19 protein-coding genes are annotated in these 17,549 nt (G+C 30.7%); 6 read left to right on the top strand and 13 right to left on the bottom strand.

Features of this window, described 5'->3' with window-relative positions; genetic code table 11:
• Positions 1-101: 101 nt before the first annotated feature.
• The 5 genes from IRZ78_RS13720 to IRZ78_RS13700 form a co-directional block, all read right to left on the bottom strand.
• On the bottom strand, positions 102-677 hold the full coding sequence (locus IRZ78_RS13720; RefSeq protein WP_194617101.1) for a hypothetical protein: 576 nt from the start codon (positions 675-677) through the stop codon (positions 102-104).
• 76 nt (positions 678-753) lie between these two features.
• Entirely contained in the window at positions 754-1,278 is a 525-nt protein-coding gene (locus IRZ78_RS13715) for a hypothetical protein (RefSeq protein ID WP_228520483.1), read from the bottom strand.
• 112 nt (positions 1,279-1,390) lie between these two features.
• The gene (locus IRZ78_RS13710) at positions 1,391-1,573 is read right to left on the bottom strand and encodes a hypothetical protein (protein WP_194617100.1); all 183 of its coding nucleotides are present in this window, start codon (positions 1,571-1,573) and stop codon (positions 1,391-1,393) included.
• 222 nt (positions 1,574-1,795) lie between these two features.
• Entirely contained in the window at positions 1,796-2,566 is a 771-nt protein-coding gene (locus tag IRZ78_RS13705) for an SDR family oxidoreductase (RefSeq protein WP_194617099.1), read from the bottom strand.
• Positions 2,567-2,598: 32 nt separating this feature from the next.
• Entirely contained in the window at positions 2,599-3,354 is a 756-nt protein-coding gene (locus IRZ78_RS13700) for a glucose 1-dehydrogenase (RefSeq protein WP_194617098.1), read from the bottom strand.
• 108 nt (positions 3,355-3,462) lie between these two features.
• Between IRZ78_RS13700 and IRZ78_RS13695 the strand changes: the two genes are divergently transcribed.
• The 6 genes from IRZ78_RS13695 (at position 3,463) to IRZ78_RS13670 (ending at position 11,660) form a co-directional block, all read left to right on the top strand.
• On the top strand, positions 3,463-3,816 hold the full coding sequence (locus tag IRZ78_RS13695; RefSeq protein ID WP_194617097.1) for a helix-turn-helix domain-containing protein: 354 nt from the start codon (positions 3,463-3,465) through the stop codon (positions 3,814-3,816).
• A 270-nt stretch (positions 3,817-4,086) separates the two neighbouring features.
• Positions 4,087-4,956: a DMT family transporter gene (locus IRZ78_RS13690; RefSeq protein WP_194617096.1), complete on the top strand. Its 870-nt coding sequence runs from the start codon at positions 4,087-4,089 to the stop codon at positions 4,954-4,956.
• Positions 4,957-5,202: 246 nt separating this feature from the next.
• Positions 5,203-5,922: a hypothetical protein gene (locus IRZ78_RS13685; RefSeq protein WP_194617095.1), complete on the top strand. Its 720-nt coding sequence runs from the start codon at positions 5,203-5,205 to the stop codon at positions 5,920-5,922.
• Between the two features lie 66 nt (positions 5,923-5,988).
• Positions 5,989-8,697, top strand: coding sequence for a TonB-dependent receptor (locus IRZ78_RS13680; protein WP_228520482.1), 2,709 nt, complete (start codon positions 5,989-5,991; stop codon positions 8,695-8,697).
• A 6-nt stretch (positions 8,698-8,703) separates the two neighbouring features.
• Positions 8,704-9,942, top strand: a complete 1,239-nt coding sequence (locus IRZ78_RS13675; RefSeq protein ID WP_194617093.1) for a DUF4249 domain-containing protein — start codon at positions 8,704-8,706, stop codon at positions 9,940-9,942.
• Positions 9,930-11,660 (top strand): hypothetical protein, encoded by a 1,731-nt coding sequence (locus IRZ78_RS13670; RefSeq protein ID WP_194617092.1) that lies wholly within the window; start codon positions 9,930-9,932, stop codon positions 11,658-11,660. The genes IRZ78_RS13675 and IRZ78_RS13670 overlap by 13 nt, the downstream gene beginning before the upstream one ends.
• A 96-nt stretch (positions 11,661-11,756) precedes the next feature.
• Here the strand turns inward: IRZ78_RS13670 and IRZ78_RS13665 are convergent, their stop codons facing one another.
• From IRZ78_RS13665 to IRZ78_RS13630, 8 genes are all read right to left on the bottom strand, one after another.
• Complete coding sequence (locus IRZ78_RS13665; protein WP_194617091.1) at positions 11,757-12,494, bottom strand: SDR family NAD(P)-dependent oxidoreductase; 738 nt, start codon at positions 12,492-12,494, stop codon at positions 11,757-11,759.
• A 78-nt stretch (positions 12,495-12,572) separates the two neighbouring features.
• Complete coding sequence (locus IRZ78_RS13660) at positions 12,573-13,142, bottom strand: Crp/Fnr family transcriptional regulator (protein WP_194617090.1); 570 nt, start codon at positions 13,140-13,142, stop codon at positions 12,573-12,575.
• A gap of 68 nt (positions 13,143-13,210) precedes the next feature.
• Positions 13,211-13,534 (bottom strand): MazG-like protein, encoded by a 324-nt coding sequence (locus IRZ78_RS13655; RefSeq protein WP_194617089.1) that lies wholly within the window; start codon positions 13,532-13,534, stop codon positions 13,211-13,213.
• Positions 13,535-13,537: 3 nt separating this feature from the next.
• The gene (locus tag IRZ78_RS13650; RefSeq protein WP_194617088.1) at positions 13,538-14,452 is read right to left on the bottom strand and encodes a helix-turn-helix domain-containing protein; all 915 of its coding nucleotides are present in this window, start codon (positions 14,450-14,452) and stop codon (positions 13,538-13,540) included.
• Positions 14,453-14,489: 37 nt separating this feature from the next.
• Positions 14,490-14,801 (bottom strand): hypothetical protein, encoded by a 312-nt coding sequence (locus tag IRZ78_RS13645; protein ID WP_194617087.1) that lies wholly within the window; start codon positions 14,799-14,801, stop codon positions 14,490-14,492.
• Positions 14,802-14,814: 13 nt separating this feature from the next.
• Complete coding sequence (locus IRZ78_RS13640; RefSeq protein ID WP_194617086.1) at positions 14,815-15,621, bottom strand: SDR family oxidoreductase; 807 nt, start codon at positions 15,619-15,621, stop codon at positions 14,815-14,817.
• Between the two features lie 226 nt (positions 15,622-15,847).
• Entirely contained in the window at positions 15,848-16,621 is a 774-nt protein-coding gene (lpxA, locus tag IRZ78_RS13635; RefSeq protein ID WP_194617085.1) for an acyl-ACP--UDP-N-acetylglucosamine O-acyltransferase, read from the bottom strand.
• Between the two features lie 64 nt (positions 16,622-16,685).
• Positions 16,686-17,249, bottom strand: a complete 564-nt coding sequence (locus tag IRZ78_RS13630; protein ID WP_194617084.1) for a Crp/Fnr family transcriptional regulator — start codon at positions 17,247-17,249, stop codon at positions 16,686-16,688.
• Between the last annotated feature and the right edge of the window lie 300 nt (positions 17,250-17,549).

Genomic DNA, 17,549 nt, shown 5'->3' with positions numbered 1-17,549 from the left:
TGTTGTTTAAAGCTTGTTAGCTTCTTCACGCAAGACAAATATAATGCCGCAATAAATGAACTCTTAAAATTGAGAAAAAATATAGTTGCAGTTCTTATTAATCAATTACTCAATTTCACTTTTATTATTTTAAAATTTCCGTTTTCATCTTCTTCCCATTTATCTTGGCCAATTAAATAATATTTCCCTTTTTCTTTAATTATCCGATTTTCAAAATCCTTGTCTTCTGATATGAATGCATTAGTTTTTGCGATCATATGCCAGATTCTATTTTTAAATGACCAGATTGAAATATTATTCCACCAACCTTCATTTGTCCTTGAAAAAACTATTATTTCGTTTGCCTTGTCATTATTAACATCTTCAGTTTTCACTACAAAGATCCCTAAACTTTGAGCAAAACTTATTTTAGGAATATTATCTTTAAATTCAATATCTATATCACAACTATTTCTTCCGCATTCAATTTCACTTGTTATTACATTCCATTTATAATTTACAAATGCCGTATCATTAATTTTATCATTATCAAGATCCCCCACAAAAAATTTTCTGTTATATATTTCTATTTTATCCGTAATAGGTTTTTCTATTTTCGTTTTTTTCGAAATACTTTTTTCTGTTTTAGTTTCGCAACTATAAATAACCAAAAGCAAAATTAAAAATCTAATTTTCATAATTACATTTCCTCTATTATACTAAACGTCGATTAACTCATTTACATCAGCAATAAAAAATCTTAATCTCTTCAACTTATAAACGTTCAATGCTTTTTATGGTAATCCCAACAAAGCAATCATCCATACAGCCTTTTTCGACATATCCGCATTGCGATATTAGTCCATCATTTTTTGCTTCAAAATAATTCGTTACATTTTTTCGTTTCACTAGCCATTCATCTTTCGCTTTTGCGTAGATTTCGTCTAATGTTAAAGCAGCGGCAGCACCTGAATTTTGATGACTATTTATTTCGCTTTCATTCTCTGTCCACTCTAATTGTTCTGCCGGAATATTGGCTGTATTACCAATATATTTAAAATTTCTGGATATGATTTTTCCATTAGATACTGTTATTGTAGTTTGCCAGCTGTACGTTGCAAATACAGAACCTCCCACAACAACATATTTATATGAATTTTTCGAAGATTCTTTAAAATTAAACCACGTAGCCTGACTGCTTTGAAAATCGTTTTTATAACTCAAACTTTCATCTGAAGAACAGGAAATTATTAAGGTACTAATAAATAATAATGTCATGCAGTAAATTTTGTTTTTCATAATTTATGTTTTTAATGTTATACTGTATTTTTTACTATTCTAAGCTACAACACAAATACAACTTTTTAGTTGCTTGCGCATTGGAATACTTTTAAGCAAATATTGTTGCAAATTATTCTTCAAAAACTAAACCCATCTGCATTAGGCGGCTTATCGTTTTATCTTCTAATAAATCTTTCGATAGACTTGAATGCTCAATATTCATCACATCAGGAAATTGAATAGTTCTCAATTTATTGTTTTTTAAAGCAATATCTCCTAGTTTTTTGTTTTTGGAAAAGTTTAAGCTTTTCAATAAATAATATTATTAAAAAAATGTCAAAAGTTTCAGTTTTTTAAACACTTTAACGAATATAACATTTTACTACAATTAATAAGCTATTCCTAATTGGTTTACAAATCAAAACCCTCCAAAGTCATTTGATTTCGGAGGGTTTAGGTTGAAATTTGCTATTTAATATTGTAGCCCTACATTAAGATCAATTCGTTAGATTAATCATTTATAGTTGTATGATAATTATTTCATCAGGCTAATATTTGTCAAACCGCCATCAGATAAGATTTCGGTGCCTACTATAAAAGCTGAATCATCAGATGCCAGGAATACAGCGGCTTTTCCAATATCAGAAGGAAGTCCTTGTCTGCCTACAGGTGTGATATCGATCCACATTTGTTTTACTTGCTCTACATGTTCCTCTGGCACGATTTTTCCAAAAACAGGTGTATCAATAGAACCAGGTGAAAGTGCATTGACGCGTATTTTTCTTGATAACAAATCCAAAGACAAACCTTTAGCCAATGATATAATAGCTGCTTTTGCTGCTGAGTAAATAGCCATACCTGGTGCTGCACGATGAGCCGCACTTGATCCGATCAATATAATGGATGCACCATCATTCAAATACGGCAGTGATTTTTGCACCGTGAAATAGGCACTTTTCAGATTCAAATTCATATAGCTGTCATAACTTTCTTCTGTAGCATTCTCTATGGTTCCCATTTCTACACCATCTATAGCACCTCCCGCATTTACTACTAATACATCAATTTCACCAAATTTATCAAAGGTCTTTTTGAATGTATTTTCCAAGTCATTACTATTCGTAACATCGCCTGGAATGCTAATAAAATCTGAACCCAGAATCGCTACAGCATCGTTTAATGTTTTCTCATTTCTTCCTGTAATAGTACCAACGGCTCCTTCTTTTTTGAATGCTTCTGCTATGCCAAATCCAATCCCACTATTACCGCCTGTAACTACTGTTACTTTATTTTTTAATTTGCTCATTTTGTTTCTTTTTAATTTTTTAATCGATGAAATTAAAGACCGTAAATACCCCCTGAAACAGAAATTTTTTCACCTGTAATCCAACCTGCATCTTCAGAAGCAAGAAATACCGCTACTTTGGCAATATCTTCAGGTTGTCCGGTACGACCAAGCGGCGTAGTGGCAACAAATTTTGTTTCGGCATCACTACCAATAAAACCTGCGCTACGTGAACCTTCTGTTTCTACAATCCCAGGCAAAATAGAATTGATGCGGATGTTTCTTCCGCTAAATTCCTTAGATAATGAAATTGTAATGGCATCCAGAGCTGCTTTAGTTGCTGAATATACAGATCCTGTTGGAAGAGGCGTATTACTTGCTCCCGAACTAACATTGATAATATTCCCACCTTTTTCACCAAATGATTTTAAAGCAGCCTGAATAGAAAGCAATGATCCTAAAACGTTAATATTAAACTGCGAGTGGAAAGATTGGGCTGAAAACTCTTCAATTGGTGCATATTGATAAATACCCGCATTGTTTACCAAAATATCCAAAGTACCGAAAGCTTTTTTTGTTTCCTCAAAAATTCTTGTTACGTCTGATTCTTTTGAGACATCACCTTGCACTGCAATTGCATCTCCGCCATTATCTGTAATCTCTTTTACTACTTTATCCGCATCTTCTTTACTTGATGCATAATTTACTACCACTTTTGCACCTTCGGCTGCAAAATATTTAGCAATAGAAGCGCCGATTCCTTTTGAAGCACCTGTAATTACTGCTACTTTGTTTTTTAATTTATTCATTTTTAATGTTTTTTATAATGTTACTGATGCAAATTTATAGCAGTTTAATTTATTTTAGTAACTTTGTAACTAAAAGTAACAGTAACCTTGAAGTAACAAAGTAACCTTATGGAATGCACAGTACCCGAAAAAGAGCAACACAAAAAAGAGATGATGGCTGTCCAGGACTCAATGGATGTTTTGAGTGGAAAATGGAAAATTGCTATTATTTCTTCTATCTGCTATTATAACAAAAGAAGATTTTCTGATATATTGAATGATGTTATTGGCATTTCGAATAAAATGCTAAGCAAGGAATTAAAAGAATTGGAAGTAAATAAACTGATTAAAAGATCTGTTTTAGAAACGCAACCTATCACTGTTCAATATACACTAACAGATCACGGAAAAACACTGCAGACAATTATTAATAATTTGACAGATTGGGGCATAGAGCATCGAAAAAAAATTATTGGTGATTAATTTCTTTTTACTTCCAATATAAAATTTCTCCTCTTAACGTCTATTATTATATAAAAAAAACGTAGTCAAATTTAGAGTATCACTCAAATTTTCATACATTTGAAAAAATAAAAACAATGAATAGAAAAGGTTGTCTTCCTCCGCCAAGAGTTTAATTTCTTTCTAAAATGAGATGAAGTTACAAGTTGATAGCATATCAACTGTTTCTGTGTATTTCATATTTAACTAGTAATTAATTAAATCTTGTTCGGTTTCGAGCAGACACTTTTCATGAAAAATTCATATCTAAAGTTACACTTAGCTGTACTACTTTCGGGTTTTACCGGTATTTTCGGTAAACTCATTTCTCTTAATGAAGGACTTTTAGTTTGGTATAGAACCTTCTTTTCTGCCATTATTTTATTTTTTCTTATCCAATTGACCAAAACATTGGTTCAAATCAATATTCGGGAAAAATTAAATATTGCTAAAATCGGTTTTTTTATAGCCATTCATTGGGCATTTTTTTATGCCAGTATAAAATATTCAAGTATTTCTATTGGAGTAGTTTGTTATTGCCTTACCAGCTTTTTTACGGCGATTTTCGAACCCTTGATCAATAAAAACAAACTCGTTTTTTCTCAATTAATCTTTAGTGTCATCACATTATTTGGCATCAGTCTGATTTTCCATTTTGATAGTTCTTATCATACCGGAATTTTATTAGGCTGCGTTTCATCTGCATTTGCCGCTTTGTACACCATTTACAATGAGCGTTTGGTAAAAACCTACGACAGTAAAGTCATCAATTATTATCAAATGATTGGCGGAACAATTTGTTTAGGAATTTTAATGCCTTTTTATTTGATCTTTTTTCCTGTTGAAAGTTTAATCCCTAACGGAAGCGACTTTTTTTATCTGATATTGCTGTCATTATTTTGTACCGTTGGCCTCTATGTTTTGTTTGCCGAGGCATTAAAAAAAATACCTGCCTTTACAACCAATCTTACCTTTAACCTAGAACCTATTTATGCGATAATTTTAGCATTTGTATTTTTTAATGAAGGCAAGGAAATGAGCAAATCATTTTACCTTGGATTATTTTTCGTGATGACTTCTGTCATTCTTCAAACCATTATTTCCTTAAGAAGGAAGAAATAAAAACGAAACCTCCAGAGTCATTGACTTTGGAGGTTTTTAAAATTTAAAGACTTTTCTATTTTTTCACCAAGGGCTAACCTCTGTTTATTCTTATTTTTCACTTTTGTTAAAATTGTAAACATTACACGTTTGCTTTTTAATATTATTTAACGAAATTTAAAATATTTATAGGTTTTTTCTAATATTTTTTAATATTTTTGAAAACCAAAACCAAAAACGAAACCAAAACCTTTAATATTTAATCTTTTGAAAAAACTTCAAAAAGAACTTCTTTATATATTTCTATTTGGATTATTCCTAAACACTCCAAAAATTTTCAGCCAAAATAATAATGAAGTTTTAACTTACAATTGGTTCGACAAAAATTTAGGTAAAGAATCTCTGAATTACAATAATGGGACCGGACATTTAAATTTTGACAGAACAATAAATGATTCGCATCGTTATTATAATACTACCGAATTCAAAAATGGCAGTATTATTTATGAAGGTCAAAGCTACTTTAATTTAGACTTAAAATATGATCTTTTTAATGATCAGCTAATAGCTAGACCTTACATTGAATCACCAAACATACAAATCAATCTTATTAAAGAAAAAGTTGATTCTTTTAAAATTGACAATGAAAATTTCATCAATATAAAGCAAACATCTACCAACTTTAAATCTGGTTATTATGAAGAAATTATAGTTGGAAATAATGATGTTTTATACATAAAATATAATAAGGAGAAAAAAGATGTCATAAAAGACTATTCTGTTTTCGTCGATTATAAATCTCATAATGACTATTTACTATTAAAAGATAATAAACTTACCTTAATTAATGATAAAAAAGAAATCATAAAATTATATCCTGATCAAAAAAGAAAAATAAATGATTTCTTTCTTATGAATAAGGATTTAAGAAAGACCAATCAGGTTTTATTTATGAAAAATCTAATAAAATACATTAACAATTTTTAATTTCTAGAAAATAATTAAATGAGAATTTTTACTATTATTTTACTTTTTTTTGGTTTAAATCAGTTAATGTATTCACAAGACTCAAAACCAACTATTAATATTAATTACAGCAACATTAATCAAATCGAAGTTTTAAAAAAAATTGAGGCTTCGACAAATTACAAATTTTACTTTCAAGAAGAGTGGTTTGATAATACTGTTTTAATTTCTGGCAACTTCCAAAATAAAACAATAGACGAAATATTGTTTAAAATATTCAAGGACACAGATCTTAATTTTTTTGTGGATAAAAATAAAATCATCTTTACTAAAAACAGTGTTATTTATAATAAATACCCTGTAAAAGGCGCGGCTGATTCCAGAAACATACAAACTCCTGTATTCTTTCAGCAATATGACTCAATTGGTAAAAATGAGCCAAATGCAAAAGATAATCACATTGCATTAATTGGTAAAGAGCAAGTAGAAGAAACTGAAGTAGATTTTTATACTTTATCTGGTATTATAACAGACCTAAAGGATAATAAACCTCTTGCTGATGTAACGGTAAAAGTAAAAAACACAAAAATCATTGCGACAACTGATGCTGCAGGTTTTTATAGTTTAAAACTTCCTACTGGTATAAATACTATTGAAGTTGAATCGTTAATCTATAAAAATACTTCGAGAAAAATAATGATTTACAGCAATGGAACTTTAGATTTTTCTATTATCGAAAAAATAAACCAGCTGAATGAAGTTGTAGTAAAAGGCAAAAACAGCCAAAATATTAGAACAGCAATTACTGGAGTTACAACATTAGAAGCAGAAGGTTTAAAAAACATTCCGCTTGTTCTTGGTGAACGTGACATTTTAAAAGTCGCTCTAACAATTCCAGGAATAAAAACAGCAGGAGAAGGCTCATCAGGATTTAGTGTTCGTGGAGGAAAAGAAGATCAAAATCTACTTCTTTTAGACAATGCAACTCTTTATAATCCTACTCACCTATTTGGATTCTTTTCATCTATTAATCCTTATACTATAAATAAAGTAGACATCTATAAAGGTGGTATTCCATCTGAATTTGGAGGAAGACTATCGTCTGTATTTGACATTACTTCTAAAAATGGAAATGTAGACAAAATCTCTGGAGAAGGTGGAATTGGACCTGTAACGAGTAATTTAACCGCTTCAATTCCTGTTGTAAAAGGAAAAGCAAGTTTATTGGTTGGAGGAAGAGCAACTTATTCTGACTGGATTCTTAAATCTTTAGATGATGAAAATCTTAAAAACAGCCAGGCTTCTTTTTATGATCTATTTGCAAAATACAATCATAAAATAAATCAAAACAATTCAGTTGAGGGAACTGCCTATTATAGTAGAGATGCTTATAATATAACACCTGATTCTTTATATAAATACAGTAACAGACTTATTTCTTTGAAATGGAAGCATAATTTCAGTGAAAAAACGAACACCGAATTTAATGTAAGTAACAGTGAATATAACTTTAGTATTAATTACAATTCAACCAATCCGGAATCTTTTCTTTTTAAATATAAGATAAACGAAACTCAGGCTAGTATAAAATTTAACACTTCATACAACGCAAAACATAAATTTACTTATGGAATTCAAACTAAACTTTACAAGGTTAATCCTGGAGAAATGACACCAAATGGATCGTTTTCTTTGATAACCCCAATAAAAGTTGATGACGAAAAAGGATTAGAATCTGCAGCATATTTCTCAGATAAATTTCAAATTACCGAGAAATTATTACTTGATGTTGGCGCAAGATATTCATTGTATGCTGCTTTAGGAAGATCAACTCAAAAAATATATCAGGAAAACGTACCTTTAACTCCATCTACAGTTATTGAAGAGAGAACTTATGGCAATAATGAAGTCATAAATACTTCAGGAGGTTTTGAGCCCAGAATTGGATTACGTTATATTTTTGATCCTTCATTTTTTATTAAAGCAGGTTTCGATAAAAACTTTCAATATATCCACCTATTGTCAAACAACTCTACTCAAGCTCCAACAGATACCTGGAAATTATCTGATTTAAACGTAAAACCAGAAAGTGGAATACAGTACTCATTAGGTCTCTTTAAAAAATTAGAAAACCATGATATCGAATTAAGTTTAGAAGGATATTATAAAACATCTAAAAACATATTAGATTATAAGGTTGGTGCAAATATTATATTAAACCAGGATTTAGAAACCGAATTACTTCAAGGAGACGGAAAATCTTATGGAGTAGAATTTTTACTAAAGAAGCCAAACGGCAAGCTTAATGGATGGATTGGCTACACATATTCAAGATCTTTAATAAAACTAAACAGTCAGTTTTATGATGAAAAAGTAAATAACGGAGAATTTTTTCCTTCAAATTTTGATAAACCCCACGATGTTAGCATTGTGATGAATTATAAATTTACTCATAGATATAGTTTTTCATCTAATTTTGTATATCAAACCGGAAGACCAGTAACTTACCCTATTGGTAAATACGATTACAATGGGATAGAATACACATTATATAGTGACCGAAACAAATACAGAATACCTGATTACTATAGACTGGACATTGGCTTAAACATTGAAGGGAATCATAAAATAAAAAAATTAGCACATAGTTTTTGGAATATTTCAATTTATAATGTGTTAGGAAGAAACAATCCATACTCTGTCTTTTTTGTAACAGAGGACGGAAAAGTTAAAGCCTACAAAACGTCAATTTTTGCAGTTCCAATACCAACTATTACTTATAATTTTAAATTTTAAAGAGTTATGAAAAAAATCTTCTACTATAGATTTCTTATAACGATACTGCTTGCATCAGTTTTTGGATGCACAACTCCGTATAACTATCAGGCCAATGGCTTTGAAGATGTTATTGTTATTGAAGCAACCATCACGAATGAATACAAGTTTCAGGAAATAAAAATATCAAGAACATATACTCTTGAAGAAAGTACTCCTAAATTTGAAACTGAAGCTGTTGTATATGTGACTGATGACGCAAACAACAGATATGAATTTGAAGAAGGTGACAGCTCATATATTTCTGCAACACAATTTCAGGCAAGTCCGGAAAGACAATATCAATTGCATGTTCTAACCAAAAATGGAAAATCATATGTTTCCACTACTGAAAAATTAACTACGCAAACGCCACTTGAAAGTGTTGAGGCCAAAGCAGTAACCAAAAATAATATTTTGGGCGTAGAAATAACTGTAAATAGTACCGATCCAACAAATACATCTAAATACTACAGATACGAATACGAAGAAACATCTAAAATTATTGCTCCGAAATGGTTTCCACAGAAAGCTGTTGCCAACATGTTTCCTGCAGGATCTAAACCTAAAGGTGAAATCATTTTTGTGGAAAGAACCACAGAAGCCAGAGTTTGTTTCTCAAGTCAAAAATCAAACACTATACTTTTAACAAGTACGAATAATTTATCTTCAGACAAGGTGGTAAATTTCCCTGTAAGATTTATTAGCAGTACAGATAATTATATTAGAAACAGATACAGTATTCTTGTAAAACAGTATGTTCAAAGCCTTGCTTCGTATACGTACTACGAAACATTAAAAAGTATATCAAGTTCCGGAAGCTTACTCTCACAAACGCAACCGGGGTTTTTCGCAGGAAATATTAAATCTGTTGATAATCCACGAGAAAAGGTCATTGGATTTTTTGATGTAAGTTCATATTCAGAAAAAAGACTGTTTTTTAATTTTATAGATATTTTTCCTAAAGAAAAAATTCCGGAATATCAGTATCACTGCCCTGATGAAAGTCAAATTGTTAAAGAAGCACCTGACCTTTACTTTTATAACTATTGCTTTAATGAAGATCCTGCTTTTCTTTGTAGAGGCAATGAAATTCTTGATTTCATTAGTACAAACAGCAAAATCTACTACCCAAGCAAACCAACAATCTACATATTGTATCCTGTTGCATGCGGAGATTGCACATCTTTTTCATCAAATATAAAACCATTATTTTGGATAGATTAAAACATATATTAGTCCTAGTATTATTATTGAGCTGCAAGCAAATAATCTTTGCTCAAAATAATAATTCTTCAATTGAACTGAATGAAGTTGATACAAATCTTAACGAAACTGTTTATATAAGTACCAATAGTAACTCATTTTTAACTGGAGAAACTTTATTATATAACATTTCCTGCCTAAATAAAACAACAAATTTACCAACTAAGTATAGCAAAGTTGCGTATTTTAAACTTATTGACAGCAATAAAAAAACCATTACAACACAAAAGATATTTCTTAAAAACGGAACTGGAAATGGTGATTTTTTTATTCCTACCACTTTAGAAACTGGTACTTATAAAATAATAGGATATACTAACTGGATCTTAAATAAAAATATTGAAAATTATTTTATCACTGATATTTATATAGTAAATCCTTATAAAGAAATTAGCGCACAAACAACAAATCAAAGTCAAGTATTAATTTCAGAACCAGCAACTAACAGCAATATTTCATTTAATTTTAATAATAAGATATTAGCGAATCGTCAGAAAGTTGAATTAAGCGTTAAAACTTCTAATGACGATTTTTTAAAAGGAAATTATACAATATCTGTAAGAAAATCAGATGGTTTTTCTGTTCAGAAAGCGTTATTTAACGATTATAAGTTAATAAATCAAAACAAAAATCCTAACAATATTATTTCTTCTGATTTTATTCTTCCGGAATTAAGAGGAGAAATTATTAAGGGAAGAATAAAATCTAATTTAGGTGAAATAAATAACCAAAAAGTAGCTTTATCGATTGTTGGAAAAAATTATGATTTAAAAATAGCTAAAACAGATGAACAAGGGCGATTTACTTTTAATTTAGAAAAAGCAAATACAAACCCCAATATCGTAATTCAATTACTTGGAGACAATAAAGAAAATTATAGTATCGAAATTGACGAACCTAAGGAAACGGACTTTTCTTCGCTAGTATTTCCTGCTCTTCAATTAAATTCAGAATCAAATAAAAACATTACTGAAAGATTAATTTCAAGTCAGATAGAAAATGCATATTATAATACAAAAAAGGATAGCATAATTAATAATGATAAATTTGTTCCATTTTTTGGCACTTCAACTATCGAATATAAATTTGATGATTTTACCAGATTTCCAACAATGGAAGAAACCGTTACCGAAATTATAACTAGTGTAGTTTTTAGAAAAGAGAAAGATAATTATAGTTTACTGGTTTACGATCATAATCAAACTTTCAACTCAACAATACCTCCATTAGTCGTTGTTGACGGATTGATACTTGAAAATTTGAATGATTTTTTTACATACAATCCTAAAAATCTCTATAGCGTAAATGTTGTAAAAGGTCTTTACTACTATGAAGCAAAGTCATTTAACGGATTACTTTTCTTTACAACAAAGAAAGGTGATTATGAAACAAAACTTAGTGGAAGCTACATAATAAAGCCTCAGCTTTTAAGACCAGTAGATACAAAAAGATATTTCCAACCTGATTATACTCAAGATAAAAATACAAGAATTCCTGACTATAGACATCAACTTTTATGGCTGCCAAATGCTGATTTAAGTGCAATTAACTCAAATATTCAATTTTACACATCGGATGTTTCCGGTAAATTTGAAGTAGTATTAGAAGGTTTTTCGGCAACAGGAAAGCCTGTTTATATAAAAGAAATTATTGATGTAAAAAGTATAGATTCAAACTAAAAAACAGTAAGACTGATAAATTTTTCATCTAAAGTGTATTTTATTAGAGTACAGATTTAAACTCCATTTGAATCTGTACTCTAATTTTGAAATATTTTACCACGGGCTTATTCCGGTTTCATCTTCTATATCATTACTAAAAAATTGTCCTGTAGGCGCATTTTCATCTGTAAAAGTATGTTTGATAATAAAAGCCGCAGCACTTTCTACTGAACCCGGACCACTATGATGATTAAAATCTGTAGCCGTATAACCCGGATCAATTGCATTTACTTTAAAAGGGAATTCTCTCAACTCATACGCCAATGCAATAGTATAGGCGTTCAAAGCTGCTTTTGATGTAACATAACTTGCTGCTTTAAAATTATAATATTTCCACGCTGGATCGCTATGCAAGGTCAGAGATCCTAGTCCCGAGGTAATATTACTTATTCTTGGACTTTCCGATTTTTTAAGAAATTCCAAAAATGCTTGAGTAACACTGATAACACCAAAAAAATTAGTATCAAATACATTTTGAATGTCTTTAATCGATGTATCTAAAGCACTTTGCGGAAACTCCCCGCTGATTCCTGCGTTGTTGATCAGAATATCCAATTTTCCTTGCTCACTTTCGACAATGTTTTTCGCCGCTAAAATGGTGTCCGGTTTCGTAACATCAATTTCAATGGGTTTGATATTTTCAAATCCGCTTTCGCTTAATTCTTTTACTACCGCCTGCCCTTTTTCAAGATCACGGGTTCCTAAATAAACAAATAATCCTTTTTTAGAAAACTCTTTTACCAGTTCTAAACCAATGCTTCTATTTGCTCCTGTAATTAATACTGAATTCATTTTTTTCTTGTTTTAAATTATTGAAGCAAAGGTCATTCCTTTAAAAATAAAATCATTTGCCATTTGACAAAAAGCAATTTAACTTATATTTTTTCTTATTCTGCTTAATGAGGATTGAGTAACACCTAAATAGGAAGCAACATAAGATAACGGAACACGATTGACAACATTGGGATAGATTTCTAAAAATTTTAAATAACGTGTAGTCGCATCTTCTGAAATTTGCGGACTTCTTCTTTCTACTTTCTGCATTAACGCTCTCGAAATAACTTTATGCACTATTGCGTCCCATCTCACGATAGTATTAGAAAGTTCTTTCCAGTCTTTTTTAGAAAAAACCACAATGGTAGTATCTGTAATTGCCTGTACATACGCTGTCGAAGCAATTTCATTTTCAAAACTTTCCAAATCCACTACAAGATTATTTTCATCAATAAAGTACTTCGTAATTTCTTCTCCCTTATTATTATAATAACAAACCCTAACAATACCATTTAAAACAAAACCTACTTGCTGTGCAACTTTTCCGGCTTCAGAAAAATATTCCTCTTTTTTTAATTCTAATGCTGTAGCTTTATTTAAAACCAAGTCGATTTGTTGGGAATTTAAATTCCCAAATTGCAATATATATTCTATAAACTGTTCCATAGTTGCAAGTTAGTCAAAGTTATTAGGGAAGAATTTGTCATTTGGCAAAAAAAATAAAATCCTAAATATTATTTCTCAAATAAATTTTCGGTTTTACTTAAAAACTCTTCTGTTGCTTCTTCTATATTTATATTCATCCTTTCGGCTAAAATGGCCAACCACCAGATAGATTCTCCTATTTTATGTTTAAGTTCTTTCTCTGTATTTTCTTTTGGCCATCTGCCTTGTTGCGACATTACATGGCGTCCTACCAAGCCGGCATCTGTTAAAAAAGCCAATGCATCTTCTTCTACAGTCCATTCACTTCCATGATGATTCAGTTCCAGTTCGTGATAACGTTGTCTTATTTTTAAAGAACGTTCTTTTAATTGTTCAAAATTTATCGATGCCATAGTTTAATTTTTGTTGAATGATTCTTTGAATGCGACAGGACTTAAGCTGGTCTTCTTTTTAAATAATTTATTGAACGATTGCGGATGTTCGAATCCTAATTTATATCCAATTTCTGCAACTGAATAAGTCCCGTTTGCAATATATTCTTTTGCTTTTTCAATTAATTTATCATGAATAAACTGTTGTGTATTTTGACCACAAAGATTGCGTAACAAATCGCTCAGATATCTTGGTGAAAGATTCAATTGCTCCGCCAAAAACTGTACGGTCAGCACGCCCTTTATCAATGTTTTCTCCTGATCAAAATAATCATTTATTTCATTTTCTAATTTAGCCAATACATCATGATTCACTGCTTTGCGCGTAATAAACTGCCTATTGTAAAAACGATTACTATAATTAAGCAAAAGCTCTATCTGAGATAGGATAACATCCTGACTAAAATTATCTATACGTTCCTTAAGCTCATTTTGTATAGAAGCAAAAACTCCTAAGATTGTTTGCTTTTCCCGCTCTGATAAATACAAAGCTTCAGATGCCGAATAATTAAAAAAGCCATATTTTTTAATAGTATTATTTAAAGCATACGGACGAATAAAATCGGGATGAATATGCAATGACATTCCACTATAATCCGCTTCTTCATCCTGCATTCTCAAGATTTGTCCTGGAGAAACAAAAGACATTCCTCCTTCTTCAAAATCATAAAAACCCTGACCATATCGTAATTTTCCTGAGAAGTTAGTTTTAAAAGAAATTTTATAAAAATCCAAAATAATTCCCTGTTCAAAATCCTTAGGATCAAAAATGGCTTCTCCGTAATTCAGAATACTAATAAGCGGATGCATTGGCTTAGGCTGCCCCATAGCAACATGCAGTTCAGATATTGTATGGAATATTTTAGGCTGATTTTTCATTGTTGCTGTTTTTATTACTGCTCTACTTTTAAGGTTTTTACTTTCCCAAATTCACAAAATGTTCTACAGGCGTAATATTCCAACTCACAGTGTTTTGATCAATTAAGTCATGCACAATAGAATCGCTGAGTTCGGTCATTAATTTGTGCATAGCATTTGTACCGTCTTCAGCATTTCTCCATACAAGCAGGTCGTGTACAATACCTTTTTTTAATTCAAAAATACTTCTCGACACAAATCCTTTTTGTCGCTTTAAAAATGCATCAACCACTTTATTGGCCACGATGAATTGATCGATAGTACAGTTATTTAATCTAAAGGTAGTTAGTTCTATAGCCTGATTTTTCATTTTCATTTAAAATTTAAAAAGTAAACATTGTTTTAATATTCTGAACCTGAGTTTCACTTCCCAATTTTAGTCGTTCATCATACAATTGATTTGCATCATTACCTGCAACATATCGCAATTGATTTTTATTATCTGTAGCCGATTGATAGACAATTTCAGCAATGTCTTCTACCTTAGTATAATTGCTTATTTTTTCGGGACTGTAACCTTTACTTACTTCGGCTGTTAATTTTTCATAAGCATCATGTTGTCCTGTCTCCATAGATCGAACAGCAAAATCAGTCTGCATTCCGCCTGGCGCAATAACTTTAACTTGAATCCCAAACTGAGCCAGTTCGTAAGCCATACTTTCGGAAAAACCATCGATAGCAAATTTTGTAGCGCTGTAAACAGAACACATTGGAAATCCTATCAATCCAAAAGTAGAAGTAATATTGATAAACATACCGCTCCTTCTTTCACGAAAGTGAGAAGTAAAAGCTTTAGAAACTCTTATAACACCCAATAAATTTGTTGTTATCTGACGTTGAATTTGTTCATCATCTAAAGATTCCAATACCCCAATTAAACCATATCCTGCATTATTCATCACAACATCTACAGAATATAAATGGTTCACTTTTTCAATAACCGAAATTATCTGATCCTGATTGCTTACATCCAAAGGAAGTAGAATTACATCTTTGAGTTTATTTAATTCCGTTTCATTTTCAGGATTGCGCATTGTCCCAATTACGCGCCAACCCTTACTCTGAAATAATTTTGCTGTTGATTTTCCTAAACCAGATGAAGCTCCTGTAATAAAAATTGTCTTTTGCATTTTTTTTATTGTTTTAAAATTATAAAGCAAAAGTCTGAAGAAGTGTTATCTGAGATGTAGTCATTTTGATCCTTCTATTAGCCAAAATGACAAAAGAATATGAATGGTATTTTATATCTGAATAAAAAAACAAATAAATACGTATAATAAAATCAATTGAAGTTTATAAAGTAAAATAATTCCACAAGATCTCGTAAAAGCTTCATTTAATATTAATGAAGCTTTTTTATTCAACTGTTCCTTTTATAATTCCTCTGGTTGACTGTCTAATAAAAGTTAAAATGATATCACGTTCTATACTCTGTTTAAAATTTTGTTCTATCAGATGTAAAGCATTAGTTGTATTGCGTTTCTCCAGAAAAATAATACGATAAATATCTTTTAACTCATTAATCTTTTCATTTTCAAAGCTTCTTCTTTTCAATCCAACTATATTTAAACCACAATAAGACAAAGGCTCCCGTGATGCTAAAACATAAGGAGGAACATCTTTTACAATACGGCTCATTCCGCTAATCATAGAATGTTGCCCAATAATTGAGAACTGATGTATTGCTGTCAAGCCACTTATATTACCCCAATCACCAACGATAACTTCTCCGGCCATTCCAACATTAAATCCAATAACACAATTATTACCAATACAACAATCGTGACCAATGTGCGTATTCGCCATAATTAAATTGTCGCAACCAATAATAGTTTTACCTTTTGATGCCGTTCCTTTGTTGATCGTTACAAATTCTCTAATAATCGTATTGTTCCCAATCTGAAGTAAAGTATATTCTCCTTTGTATTTCAAGTCTTGCGGATTTCCACCTAAAACAGCTCCCGCATGTATTTCACAATTTTCCCCAATCCTTGTACCATTCAAAATGTTCACATTATTACCAATCCAGGTATTATCTCCAATTACGACATCATTTTCGATAGTTGTAAAATTTCCAATGTGTACATTCTTTCCAATTATAGCCTTTTGCCCAATCACAATATTCTTCAATTTATTTTATTTTGTATAGAATACAAATGTTGCAAAGAAATAAATCTTATTTATTGATCTAAAGTCAATTAATTTGAGTTCTGATTCTGCTCAGAGTCTCCGGACTTACCCCAATTAAAGAGGCAATATCCTTCAACTTAGCTTTTAAAATAATTTGAGGTAATGTGTTTAGCAAATACAAATACTTTTCCTGAGCATTCATCGATGCATAGAAATGATGAAACTCATTTAATTTAGACAGATAAAAACGTAACAGCTTAATATGGAACTTAGAAAATAAAGGATATTCCAATAAAATTTGTTCATCGTCATAGGACAAAGAATATAAAATAGTCTCTTCAGAAGCCTGAAAATTTTCGAACGAAGGTTTCTGTTCAAAAAAACTACTCAACGACGTAATAAATTGATTATCGGTATAAATCCATTTTGTAACTTCTACACCATCTTCCAGGTAAAACCTACGAACCAAACCCGATTTGATAAAATAAATTTTAGAACATATTTTGTCCTCAGTAATTATAAATTCGCCCTTTTGAAATTTTTCTTCGATAAAATACTTTCTTACCGCTTGCTCCGTTTCCGAATCCAGTTCTTGAAAGCTATCTATTACATCTAATAATTCCGTCATGATTTAAACTATTGCTAAAACAAATTTACCAATATAATTGAATAATGAATTTTAAAATACATCACAACAGGTTTCACAACCCCGAAATTACAAAACAAAAGAATTAAGGCATTATTTTCTCTTTACTACAATCGAAGTAGCAAAAATTATTATACAAGCTAAAAAAATAAAATAAAGCACCTTTACACATGATCAAAGTTTATCTGTGCATATTGAAAAATAATAATTTGGGCATCTACGCCGCCGCGGACCGGGCTATCCGCTAAATCTTTTCCGAAAGAGGTTTTGGCCAGGCTTCGA

It is taken from the genome of Flavobacterium sp. CSZ (assembly GCF_015350725.1).
Lineage (GTDB): Bacteria > Bacteroidota > Bacteroidia > Flavobacteriales > Flavobacteriaceae > Flavobacterium.
Note: the sequence above shows the minus strand (reverse complement) of the source record. Positions and strands in the feature narration are given on the sequence as shown.

Excerpts from the sequence above, each read along its gene's own strand:
- IRZ78_RS13720 (WP_194617101.1), bottom strand. The coding sequence starts at position 677 with ATGAAAATTAGATTTTTAATTTTGCTTTTGGTTATTTATAGTTGCGAA.
- IRZ78_RS13715 (WP_228520483.1), bottom strand. The coding sequence starts at position 1,278 with ATGAAAAACAAAATTTACTGCATGACATTATTATTTATTAGTACCTTA.
- IRZ78_RS13705 (WP_194617099.1), bottom strand. The coding sequence starts at position 2,566 with ATGAGCAAATTAAAAAATAAAGTAACAGTAGTTACAGGCGGTAATAGT.
- IRZ78_RS13700 (WP_194617098.1), bottom strand. The coding sequence starts at position 3,354 with ATGAATAAATTAAAAAACAAAGTAGCAGTAATTACAGGTGCTTCAAAA.
- IRZ78_RS13695 (WP_194617097.1), top strand. The coding sequence starts at position 3,463 with ATGGAATGCACAGTACCCGAAAAAGAGCAACACAAAAAAGAGATGATG.
- IRZ78_RS13690 (WP_194617096.1), top strand. The coding sequence starts at position 4,087 with ATGAAAAATTCATATCTAAAGTTACACTTAGCTGTACTACTTTCGGGT.
- IRZ78_RS13680 (WP_228520482.1), top strand. The coding sequence starts at position 5,989 with ATGTATTCACAAGACTCAAAACCAACTATTAATATTAATTACAGCAAC.
- IRZ78_RS13675 (WP_194617093.1), top strand. The coding sequence starts at position 8,704 with ATGAAAAAAATCTTCTACTATAGATTTCTTATAACGATACTGCTTGCA.
- IRZ78_RS13665 (WP_194617091.1), bottom strand. The coding sequence starts at position 12,494 with ATGAATTCAGTATTAATTACAGGAGCAAATAGAAGCATTGGTTTAGAA.
- IRZ78_RS13660 (WP_194617090.1), bottom strand. The coding sequence starts at position 13,142 with ATGGAACAGTTTATAGAATATATATTGCAATTTGGGAATTTAAATTCC.
- IRZ78_RS13655 (WP_194617089.1), bottom strand. The coding sequence starts at position 13,534 with ATGGCATCGATAAATTTTGAACAATTAAAAGAACGTTCTTTAAAAATA.
- IRZ78_RS13650 (WP_194617088.1), bottom strand. The coding sequence starts at position 14,452 with ATGAAAAATCAGCCTAAAATATTCCATACAATATCTGAACTGCATGTT.
- IRZ78_RS13645 (WP_194617087.1), bottom strand. The coding sequence starts at position 14,801 with ATGAAAAATCAGGCTATAGAACTAACTACCTTTAGATTAAATAACTGT.
- IRZ78_RS13640 (WP_194617086.1), bottom strand. The coding sequence starts at position 15,621 with ATGCAAAAGACAATTTTTATTACAGGAGCTTCATCTGGTTTAGGAAAA.
- IRZ78_RS13630 (WP_194617084.1), bottom strand. The coding sequence starts at position 17,249 with ATGACGGAATTATTAGATGTAATAGATAGCTTTCAAGAACTGGATTCG.